Genomic DNA, 11,688 nt, shown 5'->3' with positions numbered 1-11,688 from the left:
GCCGCCGCGGCGCCGGATGCGGGCGGCAGCACGAAGCGCTGGCCGGGATAGACCAGGTTGGGATCGCGGATGCTCGCCTCGTTCGCCTTGTAGATCAGCGAATAGTCGACGCCGCGGCCATAGACGCGCCGGGCGATCAGCCACAGGCAGTCGCCGCGCTCGATCACGACATGGTGCGGCGCGACCGGGCCGACCGCGCGCGGGGCGTAGGCGGTCTTCATCTCGCCGATGACGGCCCCGTTCGCGTCATGCGCCGTGAGGCTGAAGGTGCCGGGCTTCGCCGGCATGTGCTCGACCTTCAGCGTCCAGCGGCCATCCGGGCCGGCGGTCGCGGTGCCGAGCGGAGCGCCGTCGAGCGAGAGCGAGACCTGCGCGCCGGGTTTCGCCGTGCCGGCGATCAGCGCGTGGCCCTTGCCGTCGTAGTCGACCGAGCCGATGCCGAGCGTGCCCGGCGCCGGGCCCTGGCCGCTCAGCACCTTCGAGGGCTCGCCGCTCTTGCCGGCGAGCACCGCGAGCGGCCCCTCGTTCGGCGCGGCGGGCACCGAGACGGTGACGTCGCGGTTGCTGGCCAGGGTCTGGCCGCCGGGGCCGGTGGCGGAAAGGGCGAGCTGCTGGCCGCCGGCGGGCAGCGGGCGGGAGGTGACGAAGGCGAAGCTGCCGGAGGAATCCGCCTTCACCGTGCCGATCGTCTTGCCGTTGGCGGTGATGGTGACGGTGGCGCCGGGCGCGGCGTGGCCGGCGATCACCGCGTTGCCGCCGGCATCGACGCGCACCGTGTCGAAGCTCGGGGTGCCGGCGGGCCTGGCCGGCGACGCGGCGGGATGGACGGTGGCGTTCGGCGGCGGCGCGACCGGCCGGGTCGGTTCGATGTCGCGGCGGTTGCCGAGCACGGCGAGGCCGATCACGGCGCAGAGGCCGAGCGCGCCGATCGCCGCACCGGGCAGCCAGCCGGGAGCGCGCGTCCGTTCGCCCTGGCTCTCGCCGCTGGGGGTCTGGTTGGTTGACATGTAAAGAACTCTTGATGCCGATCGCTTGCCTATCCTGCATTATCCTGCCACGAGGACGGCCGTCTCGAAAGGTTCGGCAGGTAATTCTGGAATATGAGTCACATTTCGGTCACGGTATTTTGCGGCTCGTCCCCGGGGGCGGCGCCCGACTATCTCGCGGCGGCGCGCGCCCTGGGCGAGGGGCTGGCCGCGCGGGGCATGACCCTGGTGTTCGGTGGCGGCAATGTCGGGCTGATGGGGGCGACCGCCGGGGCCGCGCTCGGCGCCGGCGGGGCGGTGACCGGCATCATCCCCGATTTCCTGCGCGCCCGTGAGGTCGAGTTTCCCGGCCTGACCGAACTGATCGTCACCGACACGATGCATACCCGCAAGCGGCGCATGTTCGCCCGGGCGGACGCGTTCGTCGTGCTGCCCGGCGGGCTCGGCACGCTGGACGAGCTGATGGAGATCCTCACCTGGAAGCAGCTCGGCCGCCACACCAAGCCGATCCTGCTGATCGACATCCGCGGCTGGGCGAGCCGGGTGGCGGCGCTGATCGACGGCGTGATCGAGGACGGTTTCGCCCGGCCGTCGGCGCGCGAGCTGATCGAGGTGGTGCCGGACGTGGCGGCCGCGCTCGCCCGGCTCGAGACCTATTCGGAATCGGTCAACGGCGCCTCGTCGCTCGGCAACCTGTAATCCTCGCCGAACCAGCGGCCGAGATCGATCGCGCGGCACCGCGCCGAGCAGAACGGGCGGTGCGCCTCCTGCGCCTTCCGGCCGCAGATCGGGCAGGCGCCGGCGGGTTTGCGGCGGGGGCGGCGGTCGGGAGCCGGTTCGTCGGTCATGGCGGCAACTCGTGCAGCGGCGGGCGGATGCGGGGGCGGCTGATCTCGGCGAAGCCGAGTGCCGAGAAGCCGAGCAGGCGCGGGCGGAGCGGATCGCGCGCGAGGGCGGCGGCAAGGTCGGGGGCCAGTTTCGGCCGGGCGGCGGGTTTCATTCCGGCGAAATCGACCAGGATCGCGCCGGCGAGGTTGCGCAGCCGGATCTGCCGGGCGAGTTCGGGAATGATGGCGCGGTTGAGCCGCAACTGCGCGCCATGCTTGTCGCCCCGCTCGGCGGTGGCCGCGCCGGCATCGATATCGATCGCGGTGAGCGCCGGCGTCGGGCAGACCGTGCCGCGCGCGCCCTGCGGCAGCGGAAAGACCGGCTCGGCGAGCGCGGCGATCTCCTCCGCCACCGGGGCGAGGCTGGCCGGATCGTGCGCGACCCCCTCATGCGCCGCGCGCAGCAGGGCGACGAGTTCCCAGTCATCGGCGAGGATCGGCGCGGCCGGATGCAGGGCGCGGAACTCGGCGATCGGGCCGGGGCCGCGGGCGAGCAGGCCGGGCTTCGCGCCGGGTGCTACACCTTCCGCCAGCGCGAGGCGGGGGCCCTTGCCGCCCTGCGGCGCGCGGGTGATGCGGACCGCGACGGCATCGCCCTCGGCGAGGCTCTTGCCGCCCGCGCTGTCGGGCAGGAAGCCCGATCCGTCGCCGAGATCGACGAACGCGCCGCCAAGTGCCGGGGCGCGGGCGGTGATCCGGCCGGAGCGGAGATCGCCGACGCCATCCGGCGCGTCGGGCCGCCAGCGCGTGTAGCCGGCGAGCGTGCCGGATTCGGTCAGCGCGAGATGCACCGTGCCGCCGCGCAGCCCGGCGCGGATGACGGCGCTCATGCCCGCCAGCCGAGGCCGCGCAGCAGGTTCAGCGTTTCGTGCAGGGGCAGGCCGACCACGCCGGAATGCGAGCCGGCGAGAAAATCGACGAACCCCGCCGCCCGGCCCTGGATCGCGTAGCCGCCCGCCTTGCCGCGCCATTCGCCGCTGGCGAGATAGGCCTCGGCGGCGTCGCGGTCGAGCCGGGCGAAGCCGACGGTGGTCATCACGTTGCGCGCGGCGATGCGCCCGTCCGGCCCGCGCACGGCGACGGCGGAATGCACCCGGTGGCGGCGGCCGGCGAGCAGGTCGAGACAGCGGCGCGCCTCGGCCTCGGTTTCGGTTTTCGGCAGGATGCGGCGGCCGAGCGCGACGACGGTATCGGCGGCGATGACGAAGGCGCCCGGCGCGGTGACGGAAGCGAGCTTCTCCGCCGCCATGCGCGCGGCGTAGAGCCGGGGCGGTTCCGCCTTGTGCGGGGTTTCGTCGATATCGGGGGACATCACCGCGTCGGGGACGATGCCGAGCTGACGCAACAGGTCGAGCCTGCGGGGGCTCGACGAGGCCAGGATCAGGTCGGCCATGCGGCGGTCCGGCTTACTTGAAGCGGAAGGTGATCCGGCCCTTGGTCAGATCATAGGGCGTCATTTCGACGTTGACGCGGTCACCGGCCAGCACGCGGATGCGGTTCTTGCGCATCTTGCCGCTCGTATGGGCGAGAATGATATGGTCGTTGTCGAGTTTCACCCGGAACATCGCGTTCGGGAGCAGCTCCGCGACGGTGCCGCTGAACTCGATCATGTCTTCTTTTGACATCAAACCTCGATAAAAAATTGCAACATGCGGTTCAAATGAGCCGATGGCGCGTTCAGGTCAAGTTTTCCGCCCGGTTGCGGGTCAGCCTTGCGCGGATGGAACGGGCGTGGCCGTCGAGGCTCTCGGCCACCGCCAGCGTCGCCGCGGCGGGTCCGATGGACGCCATCGCCGCCGGATCGAGGGCGACGAAGGTGGTGCGCTTGAGGAAGTCGAACACCGACAGCCCCGAGGAGAACCGCGCCGTGCCGCCGGTCGGCAGCACGTGGTTGGGCCCGGCGACGTAGTCGCCGATCGCGGTCGGCGCGTCGGCGCCGAGAAAGGCGGCGCCGGCATGGCGGATGCGGGCGAAGACCGCGTCCGGATCGGCGGTCATCACCTGGAGATGCTCCGGGGCGACGCGGTTGGCGATCTCGGCGGCCTCGTCGAGATCGCGGGCGATGATGATCGCGCCATGGGCGGCGAGCGAGGCGGCGGCGATCGAGGCGCGGGGCAGGGTTTCCAGCGCGCGGGCGAGTTCGGCGGCGACGGCCTCGGCCAGCGCCGCATCGTCGGTGACGAGGAGCGACTGCGCCGCCTCGTCATGCTCGGCCTGGGCGATCATGTCGAGGGCGACGCGCCACGGGTCCTGCCCGGCATCGGCGATGATCAGCACCTCGGAGGGGCCGGCGATGGAGTCGATGCCGACCTGCCCGAACACCTGCCGCTTCGCCTCGGCGACGAAGGCGTTGCCCGGCCCGACGATGCGATCGACCGGGGCGATGGTGGCGGTGCCGTAGGCGAGGGCGGCGACGGCCTGCGCGCCGCCGACGCGGTAGATCTCCGCCACCCCGGCGCGCCGCGCGGCGGCGAGGACGAGGTCGTTCATCTGCCCATCCGGCGTCGGCACGCACATCGCGATCCGCCCGACGCCGGCGACACGGGCGGGAATCGCGTTCATCAGCACCGAGGAGGGGTAGGACGCCTTGCCCCCCGGCACGTAGAGCCCGACGGCGTCGAGCGGCCCCCAGCGCAGGCCGAGCCGCGCGCCGGCGGCATCGGTGAAGCCGATGTCCCGCGGCAGCTGGGCGCGGTGGAACGCCTCGATCCGGGTCGCGGCGAGGTCGATCGCCTCGAGCTGTTCGGCGCCGACGCGGGCGCAGGCGGCGTCGATCTCGGCGGCACTCACCCGCAGGGTTTCGGGCGTGATGGGAAAGCGGTCGTAGCGGCGGGTGAGGTCGATCAGCGCGGCGTCGCCCTCGGCGCGCACGCGGGCGATGATCGCGGCGACCGGGGCGGCGACGTCGGTGGCGCTGGCGCGGTCGCTGGCCAGGGCGGCGAGGGCGGCGGCGAAGCCCGGTTCGGCGGTGTGGAGACGGCGGATCATGCGGCGGCCAGCGCGTCGCGGAAGCGGGCGATCCAGTGGGCGATTTCCTCCGGCCGCGTCTTCAGCGCGGTGCGGTTGACGATCAGCCGCGAGGTGACATGGGCGATGGTCTCGGTCTCGACCAGGCCATTGGCCTTCAGCGTCGAGCCGGTCTGCACCAGGTCGACGATCAGGCGCGACAGGCCGAGGCCGGGGGCCAGCTCCATCGCGCCGTTCAGCGCCACGATCTCGGCCTGGATGCCGCGCGCGGCGAAATGCCGGCGGGTGATGTTGGGGTATTTGCTGGCGACGCGCACGCGCGAGAGGCGGCCGAAATCGGTGCGCCCGGCCGCGTCCGCCGGCTCGGCGACGGCGATGCGGCAGGCGCCGATGCCGAGGTCGAGCGGCGCGTAGATTTCCGGATAGTCGAACTCCATCAGCACGTCGGCGCCGCAGATGCCGATCTCGGCGGCGCCGAAGGCGACGAAGGTGGCGACGTCGAAACTGCGCACGCGGATCACGTCGAGCTCGGGGATCGCGGTGTGGAAGCGCAGCCGCCGGCTGCTCTCGTCGGCATAGTCCGGCTCGGGCGCGATGCCGGCGGCGGCGAGCAGCGGCGCGCATTCCTTCAGGATGCGGCCCTTGGGCAGGGCGAGCACGAGCCCGTTGGTGGCGGCCTCGGCGGCCTTCGGCGATGGGGTCACGGCGGTCATCGCGCGGGTTCGTAGCATTGCCGGCGCGCCCTGCCAAACCCGGCGGCGCGGGGCTTGTCCCGGCGGTGCTGTGGGCGCAGATTGCGGCCATGAGCGAGCATGTGATGATCTGCGAGGTCGGCCCGCGCGACGGGCTGCAGATGGCGAAGTCGAGAATGGAGACCGGGGCGAAATGCGACTGGATCGCCGCCCTGGCGAAGGCCGGGGTGAAGGAGATCGAGGTCGGCAGTTTCGTGCCGGCGAAGCTCATCCCGCAGATGGCGGATACCGAGGCGGTGGTCCGCTTCGCGAAGGAGATTCCGGGCCTCGTCGTCGTCGCGCTGGCGCCGAACCTGCGCGGGGCGCAGGCGGCGGTGGCGGCCGGGGCGCACCGGGTCAGCATTCCGGTCTCGGTGAGCGAGGGGCATTCGCGCGCCAACCTGAACCGCGCGCCGGACGAGCAGGTGGCGGTGGTCGGCCAGATCGTCGAGTGGATGGAAAGCGCGGGCAATCCGGCGGAAATCGAGGTCGCCTGCTCGACCGCCTTCGGCTGCTCGATCGACGGCGTGGTGCCCGAGCGCGAGGTGGTGCGCATCGCCGCCGCACTCGCGGAGACGGGGGTGGAGCAGATCGGCCTCGCCGACACGGTGGGCTACGCCAACCCCGCGCAGATCAAGTCGGTCGTGCGGGCGGTGCGGCGCGAGATCGGCCCGGCGCTGCGCGGGCTGCACCTGCACGACACGATGGGCCTCGGCCTCGCCAACGCGCTGGCCGGGCTCGAGGTCGGGATCAGGGATTTCGACGCCGCCCTCGCCGGGCTCGGCGGCTGCCCGTTCGCGCCCGGGGCGTCGGGCAACATCGTCACCGAGGATCTCGTGTTCATGCTGGAGAGCATGGGCTTCGGCACCGGCATCGACCTTGCGGCGCTGATCGCCGCGCGGCGCCTGCTGCACGAGGGGCTGCCGGCCGAGCCGATGCATGGGCAGGTCGCGAAGGCGGGCATTCCGCGCACCTATCGCCAGGCGGCGTGAGGGGCGCGGCATGAGCGGCACACCGCTGGCGGGGCTGCGCGTCGTCGAGTTCGCGCACATGGTGATGGGGCCGACGACCGGGCTGATCCTCGGCGATCTCGGCGCCGACGTGGTGAAGATCGAGCCGATGCCGGACGGCGACAACACCCGCCGGCTGACCGGCTCGGGAATCGGCTTCTTCACCATGGCGAGCCGCAACAAGCGCAGCGTCATGCTCGACCTGAAATCGCCCGAGGGGCTCGAAGTGGCGCGGGACCTGGTGGCGCGGGCCGACGTGCTGACCGAGAATTTCCGCCCCGGCGCGCTGGAGCGGCTCGGCCTCGGCTACGCGGCCTGCGCCGCGCAAAACCCGCGGCTCATCTACTGCTCGCTCAAGGGCTTCCTGCCCGGGCCGTACGAACACCGCACCGCGCTCGACGAGGTGGTGCAGATGATGGGCGGCCTCGCCTACATGACCGGGCCGATCGGCCGGCCGCTGCGGGCCGGCGCCTCGGTGATCGACATCATGGGCGGCAGCTACGGCGCCATCGCGGTGCTCGCCGCCCTCGCCGAGCGGGAGCGGACCGGGCGCGGCCAGCACGTGCAGTCCGGCCTGTTCGAGAGCGTCGCGATGCTGATGGCGCAGCACATGGCGCAGGCGGCCATCACCGGCGTCGAGCCGGCGCCGATGAGCGCGCGCGACGTGGCCTGGCCGGTCTATGACATCTTCAACACGAAGGACGGGCAGCAGATCTTCATCGGCGTCGTTACCGACACGCAGTGGAAGGTGCTGTGCGCCGAGTTCGGGCTGGCCGCGCTGGCCGACGATCCGGGGCTGGCGACGCAGGCCGAGCGGCGGGCGGCGCGCCCGCGCACCCTGCCGGTGATCGCCGCCGCCTTCGCGCAATTCAGCGCGGCGGATCTGGTCGCGCGCTGCGAACGGCTGGGCCTGCCCTTCGCGCCGATCGCGAAGCCGGCGGACCTGTTCGCCGATCCGCACCTGCGGGAGTCGGGCGGGCTGGTCGAGGTCAGCCTGCCGGACGGGCGGAAAATCGGCCTGCCGGGCCTGCCGATCAGCATGGACGGGGCGCGCAGCACGGCGCGGCGCGACGTGCCGGCGCCCGGCGCGGACACGCGGGACGTGCTGGCGGAGCTGGGCTATCCGGCCGCCGAGATCGACCGGCTGATCGCGGCGGGCGCCGCCGGCTGAACGGAATTTCAGGGAAGGAGCAAAAGAATGGCGAAGGTGGCGTTCATCGGGCTTGGGGTGATGGGCTATCCGATGGCGGGGCATCTGGCCGCCGGCGGGCACGAGGTGACGGTCTACAACCGCACCCACGCCAAGGCCGAGGCCTGGGCGAAGCAGCACAAGGGCACGGCGGCGCCGACCCCGCGCGAGGCGGCGGCGGGGGCCGATTTCGTGTTCTGCTGCGTCGGCAACGACGACGATCTCCGCTCGGTGACGATCGGGCCGGATGGCGCCTTCGCCGGCATGAAGGAGGGCGCGCTGTTCGTCGACCACACCACGGCCTCGGCCACGGTGGCGCGCGAGCTGGCGGAGGCCGCCGGCGGGCGTTTCGGCGTGATGGACGGGCCGGTGTCCGGCGGCCAGGCCGGGGCGGAGAACGGCAAGCTCACGGTGATGATGGGCGGCGAGGCGGCGGATTTCGAGCGGGCGAAGCCGGTGGTCGGCTGCTACGGCGCGAATATCAGCCATATCGGGCCGCACGGGGCCGGGCAGCTCGCCAAGATGGTCAACCAGATCTGCATCGCCGGCGTCGTCCAGGGCCTCGCCGAGGGGCTGCATTTCGCCGAGGCCGCCGGGCTCGACGCGGCGAAGGTGATCGGCGCGATCTCGAAAGGTGCTGCGCAGAGCTGGCAGATGGAAAACCGCTGGAAGACGATGACGGAGAAGAAATTCGATTTCGGCTTCGCGGTGGACTGGATGCGCAAGGACCTCGGCATCTGCCTCGCCCAGGCGAAGGAAACCGGGGCGCGGCTGCCGCTCACCGCGCTGGTCGACCAGTTCTACGCCGATGTGCAGCAGATGGGCGGGCGGCGCTGGGACACCTCGTCGCTGATCGCGCGTTTCGGCGGCGTCTCAGAATAGGCTGTTATTGATGCGCAGCACCTCGCGGCAATGCGGGGTGTTGGCCAGCGCGCCGCCATTGTTCTCGCAGCGGACCACCTGGCGCATCAGCGCATGCGGGTTCTTGCGGTAATAGGCGGTCTGGCCGCCGCCGGCGCAGCCGGCGAGGGCGCCGCAGGCGATCAGCAGGGCCGCGAGGCGGGTCGTGGCGGCGGTGCGGCGGTGGCGCATCCCTCTGGAACCTCCGTGGTGTCGGGGCCGGCGCGGCGCCCGGGCTCACTGGCCGGCGTTCACCGGCCAGAACGCGCCGGCAAGAATTCACCGGAATGTCACAGGACCGCCGCGATCCGGTCATCTTCGTCGCCTCTTGTAGCACTCTCGTCAACCATGGGGAGTTCCGACGTGATGAACATTTCGCGCAAGCAATTCGCGGCGATCCTCGGCGGCGCGCTGATCGCCGGCGGTCTTGCCGGCGGTGTCGCCCAGGCCGAATATCAGGGGCACATGATGCAGGCGCGCCGGGCGCTGCTCGCCGCGCGCCACCAGTTGCAGATCGCCGACCGCGACAAGGGCGGGCATCGCATCGCAGCGCTCCGGGCGGTGAACGAGGCGCTGCGCCAGGTCGATATCGGCATCCGCTACGACCATCACTGACCGGCGTGCTTCGGCCGGCCGGGCCGTTCGCGGCCCGCCGGCCGCGTCTCGCCGCTTGCGGCCGGCCGGGTGCCGGCGTAAGGCTCGTGCTCATGAAAAAATCCACCGCATACCTTTTCGGCGCCGCGATCGCCCTGCCGCTCGTCGCGCCCCTCGCGGCCAGGGCCGCCGACCAGCCGAAGCCGCTCGGCACGTTCAAGGCCTGGACGGCGGCGACCTACGGCACCGGCCCGGACATGGTCTGCTACGCCTTCGCCACGGCCAAGCCGGAGAAGGGGTCGAAGACCGCGCCGGCGATGCTCACCGTGGCCGAACGCGCGACGTTCCGCGACGAGATCTCGCTCAGCCAGGGCGTCACCTACGCCAAGAAGCAGGACGTGACGGTCAAGGTCGGCGGCGCCGCGCTGAAATTCTTCACCAAGGACAACATGGCCTACGCGCTCAAGGGCCCGGCGACGGTGAAGGCGTTCCTCGGCGGCGCCTCGGCCGTGGCGAGCACGGGCAAGGGGGCGAAGGCGGTGAGCGACACGTTCAGCCTCGACGGGTTCGGCGATGCCTACAAGGCGATCGTCAAGGCCTGCCCGCCGGCCGGGCACAAGGCGAAGTCCTGACCGGGTGACGGCGGCGATGCGCGCGGACGCGCCGGCGACGGACGGGCTGGACGAGGCGGCGCGGGCGCGCATCCTCGCCAAGGCCGCGCTGTTCGCCCCGCCCTCGAACGAGCTGGCGGACGGGCGGCGCGACCTCGTCGGCCTCTCGCGCGAGGAACTCGCCGCGGCGATGGCCGAGATCGGCGAGCAACCCTTCCGCGCCAAGCAGCTCTGGCACTGGATCTACCACCAGGGCGTGACCGATTTCGCCGCGATGGCGAATATCGCCAAGCCCCTGCGCGCGAAGCTCGCCGAACGGTTCGCCATCGGCCGGCCCGAAGTGGCGGCGGACCATCTCAGCGCCGACGAGACGCGCAAGATGCTGTTCCGCTTCCGCGACCACGAGGCGGTCGAGACCGTCTACATCCCCGATGTCACCGAGGATCGAGGTGCCGTGTGCCTGTCCTCGCAGGTGGGCTGCACGCTGTCCTGCCGGTTCTGCCACACCGGCACCCAGCGGCTGACGCGCAACCTCTCCGCCGCCGAGATCGTCGGCCAGTTCATGGCGATGCGCGACGCCTACGGCGAATGGCCGAGCCCGAAGGGCGAGACGCCGCGGCTGCTCTCCACCATCGTGCTGATGGGCATGGGCGAGCCGCTCTACAATTACGAGAACGTCGCCAAGGCGATGAAGATCGTGATGGACGGCGAGGGCATCGGCCTGTCGCGCCGGCGGATCACGCTCTCGACCTCCGGCGTCGTGCCGATGATGGACCGGGCGGGGGCGGAACTCGGCGTCAATCTCGCCGTGTCGCTCCACGCCGTGACCGACGACGTGCGCGACGTGATCGTGCCGCTCAACCGCAAATACAACATCGCCGAGCTGATCGCCGCCTGCCGGCGCTATCCCGGCGCCTCGAACGCGCGGCGGATCACCTTCGAATACGTGATGCTCAAGGGCATCAACGACAGCGAGGCCGATGCCCGCCGCCTGGTCGAGCTGATCGACGGCATCCCGGCCAAGGTGAACCTGATCCCGTTCAACCCCTGGCCGGGCTCGACCTACGAAACATCGAGCGGCAACGCCATTCGCCGCTTCGCCAACATCGTGATGGACGCCGGCTATGCCGCCCCCGTGCGCACCCCGCGCGGGCAGGACATCCTCGCCGCCTGCGGGCAGCTCAAGTCGAAGGTCGCGGGCGCGGCGTGACGGGCGGCGCGACGGGGGAGACCATCAGGAAGTGTGGGGTGTGACGGCGCAGGCTGATCTGCGGTAAGCTGGCGTGGTGCCCCGACCTTCGATTCAGGCCAAACCGTCCGCTGACGCTGATCCCTCCGCCACGGACGAGGCTGGGATCATGCAGATCAAGGTGTGGTTGATCGGGATCAGCCCGATGGTGTGGCGGCGGTTTCTGGTGCCGAATACCTGTACCCTGCGGGAGTTGCATGGCGTCATCCAGGTCGTGATGGGGTGGGAGGGCATCCACCTCTACCAATTCTGCCTCCGGTCCCGCCGCTATGGATCCTGCGAAATATCGGCCTCGTCGCCAGACGTCACGCTGGCTGGGCTGCGGCTGCGCAAAGGCGCCCGGTTTGTCTATGAGTACGACCTGAACATCCCCTGGCGGCACGAGATCAGGATTGAGGATCACCTGCCTGGAGAACCGGGCAAGGCTTATCCGCGTTGCACTGGCGGCGACGGCACCTGCCCACCGGAGGACTGCGGCGGCCCGGGAGGCTATCTTGCTGGCCAGGATGAAGCTTCGTCGCTGGATGCCTTGGAAGACCTGCACACAATGGCCGACATCCTCCG

16 protein-coding genes and 1 pseudogene are annotated in these 11,688 nt (G+C 71.4%); 9 read left to right on the top strand and 8 right to left on the bottom strand.

The annotated features are described in order from the left end of the window. Positions 1-1,007 (bottom strand): LysM peptidoglycan-binding domain-containing protein (locus RT91_RS17945; RefSeq protein WP_035188937.1); only part of this gene is annotated, 1,007 nt, incomplete at its 3' end. Between the two features lie 93 nt (positions 1,008-1,100). Between RT91_RS17945 and RT91_RS17940 the strand changes: the two genes are divergently transcribed. Continuing rightward, positions 1,101-1,685 (top strand): TIGR00730 family Rossman fold protein, encoded by a 585-nt coding sequence (locus RT91_RS17940; protein ID WP_007423636.1) that lies wholly within the window; start codon positions 1,101-1,103, stop codon positions 1,683-1,685. Here the strand turns inward: RT91_RS17940 and RT91_RS17935 are convergent. From RT91_RS17935 to hisG, 6 genes are read right to left on the bottom strand one after another with little or no spacing between them, the layout of a single operon-like run. After that, positions 1,640-1,834, bottom strand: a complete 195-nt coding sequence (locus RT91_RS17935; RefSeq protein WP_035188934.1) for a DNA gyrase inhibitor YacG — start codon at positions 1,832-1,834, stop codon at positions 1,640-1,642. The two genes, RT91_RS17940 and RT91_RS17935, sit on opposite strands and share 46 nt — an antisense overlap. After that, entirely contained in the window at positions 1,831-2,703 is an 873-nt protein-coding gene (locus RT91_RS17930) for a ribonuclease E/G (RefSeq protein ID WP_012040239.1), read from the bottom strand. The genes RT91_RS17935 and RT91_RS17930 overlap by 4 nt, the downstream gene beginning before the upstream one ends. Further along, positions 2,700-3,266: a nucleoside triphosphate pyrophosphatase gene (locus RT91_RS17925; RefSeq protein WP_035188931.1), complete on the bottom strand. Its 567-nt coding sequence runs from the start codon at positions 3,264-3,266 to the stop codon at positions 2,700-2,702. The genes RT91_RS17930 and RT91_RS17925 overlap by 4 nt, the downstream gene beginning before the upstream one ends. Positions 3,267-3,279: 13 nt before the next feature. Beyond that, positions 3,280-3,498, bottom strand: a complete 219-nt coding sequence (infA, locus tag RT91_RS17920; RefSeq protein ID WP_007423639.1) for a translation initiation factor IF-1 — start codon at positions 3,496-3,498, stop codon at positions 3,280-3,282. A gap of 52 nt (positions 3,499-3,550) precedes the next feature. Further along, complete coding sequence (gene hisD / locus RT91_RS17915; RefSeq protein ID WP_007423641.1) at positions 3,551-4,861, bottom strand: histidinol dehydrogenase; 1,311 nt, start codon at positions 4,859-4,861, stop codon at positions 3,551-3,553. After that, on the bottom strand, positions 4,858-5,553 hold the full coding sequence (hisG, locus tag RT91_RS17910; RefSeq protein WP_007423640.1) for an ATP phosphoribosyltransferase: 696 nt from the start codon (positions 5,551-5,553) through the stop codon (positions 4,858-4,860). Before hisG ends, hisD begins: the two co-directional genes overlap by 4 nt. Before the next feature lie 89 nt (positions 5,554-5,642). On the opposite strand from hisG, the gene RT91_RS17905 reads away from it, so the two are divergent. The 4 genes and pseudogenes from RT91_RS17905 (at position 5,643) to RT91_RS22845 (ending at position 8,652) form a co-directional block, all read left to right on the top strand. Then, positions 5,643-6,563, top strand: a complete 921-nt coding sequence (locus RT91_RS17905) for a hydroxymethylglutaryl-CoA lyase (RefSeq protein WP_035188942.1) — start codon at positions 5,643-5,645, stop codon at positions 6,561-6,563. A 10-nt stretch (positions 6,564-6,573) separates the two neighbouring features. Continuing rightward, the gene (locus RT91_RS17900) at positions 6,574-7,752 is read left to right on the top strand and encodes a CaiB/BaiF CoA-transferase family protein (RefSeq protein WP_007423643.1); all 1,179 of its coding nucleotides are present in this window, start codon (positions 6,574-6,576) and stop codon (positions 7,750-7,752) included. Positions 7,753-7,770: 18 nt separating this feature from the next. After that, positions 7,771-8,253, top strand: a pseudogene (locus RT91_RS22850) (NAD(P)-dependent oxidoreductase); the annotation flags it as partial. Continuing rightward, on the top strand, positions 8,227-8,652 hold the full coding sequence (locus RT91_RS22845; protein WP_256363803.1) for an NAD(P)-dependent oxidoreductase: 426 nt from the start codon (positions 8,227-8,229) through the stop codon (positions 8,650-8,652). The pseudogene RT91_RS22850 and the gene RT91_RS22845, both read left to right, overlap by 27 nt. Here RT91_RS22845 and RT91_RS17890 read toward each other — a convergent pair. Beyond that, positions 8,644-8,862, bottom strand: a complete 219-nt coding sequence (locus RT91_RS17890; protein ID WP_007423645.1) for an EexN family lipoprotein — start codon at positions 8,860-8,862, stop codon at positions 8,644-8,646. The genes RT91_RS22845 and RT91_RS17890 overlap by 9 nt on opposite strands. A gap of 174 nt (positions 8,863-9,036) precedes the next feature. On the opposite strand from RT91_RS17890, the gene RT91_RS17885 reads away from it, so the two are divergent. The 4 genes from RT91_RS17885 to RT91_RS17870 form a co-directional block, all read left to right on the top strand. Then, on the top strand, positions 9,037-9,285 hold the full coding sequence (locus tag RT91_RS17885) for a hypothetical protein (RefSeq protein ID WP_041665136.1): 249 nt from the start codon (positions 9,037-9,039) through the stop codon (positions 9,283-9,285). Positions 9,286-9,377: 92 nt separating this feature from the next. Further along, positions 9,378-9,896: an invasion associated locus B family protein gene (locus RT91_RS17880; protein ID WP_007423646.1), complete on the top strand. Its 519-nt coding sequence runs from the start codon at positions 9,378-9,380 to the stop codon at positions 9,894-9,896. 16 nt (positions 9,897-9,912) lie between these two features. Then, positions 9,913-11,085 (top strand): 23S rRNA (adenine(2503)-C(2))-methyltransferase RlmN, encoded by a 1,173-nt coding sequence (gene rlmN, locus RT91_RS17875; protein ID WP_012040247.1) that lies wholly within the window; start codon positions 9,913-9,915, stop codon positions 11,083-11,085. Positions 11,086-11,233: 148 nt separating this feature from the next. Continuing rightward, positions 11,234-11,688, top strand: a 455-nt coding sequence (locus RT91_RS17870; RefSeq protein ID WP_035188939.1) for a plasmid pRiA4b ORF-3 family protein, incomplete at its 3' end; no start/stop codon positions are given.

Source organism: Acidiphilium sp. JA12-A1 (assembly GCF_000724705.2).
In the GTDB taxonomy this organism is placed as follows: domain Bacteria; phylum Pseudomonadota; class Alphaproteobacteria; order Acetobacterales; family Acetobacteraceae; genus Acidiphilium; species Acidiphilium multivorum.
The sequence above is the reverse complement of the archived record's forward strand: the minus strand, read 5'-3'. Positions and strand labels throughout refer to the sequence as shown.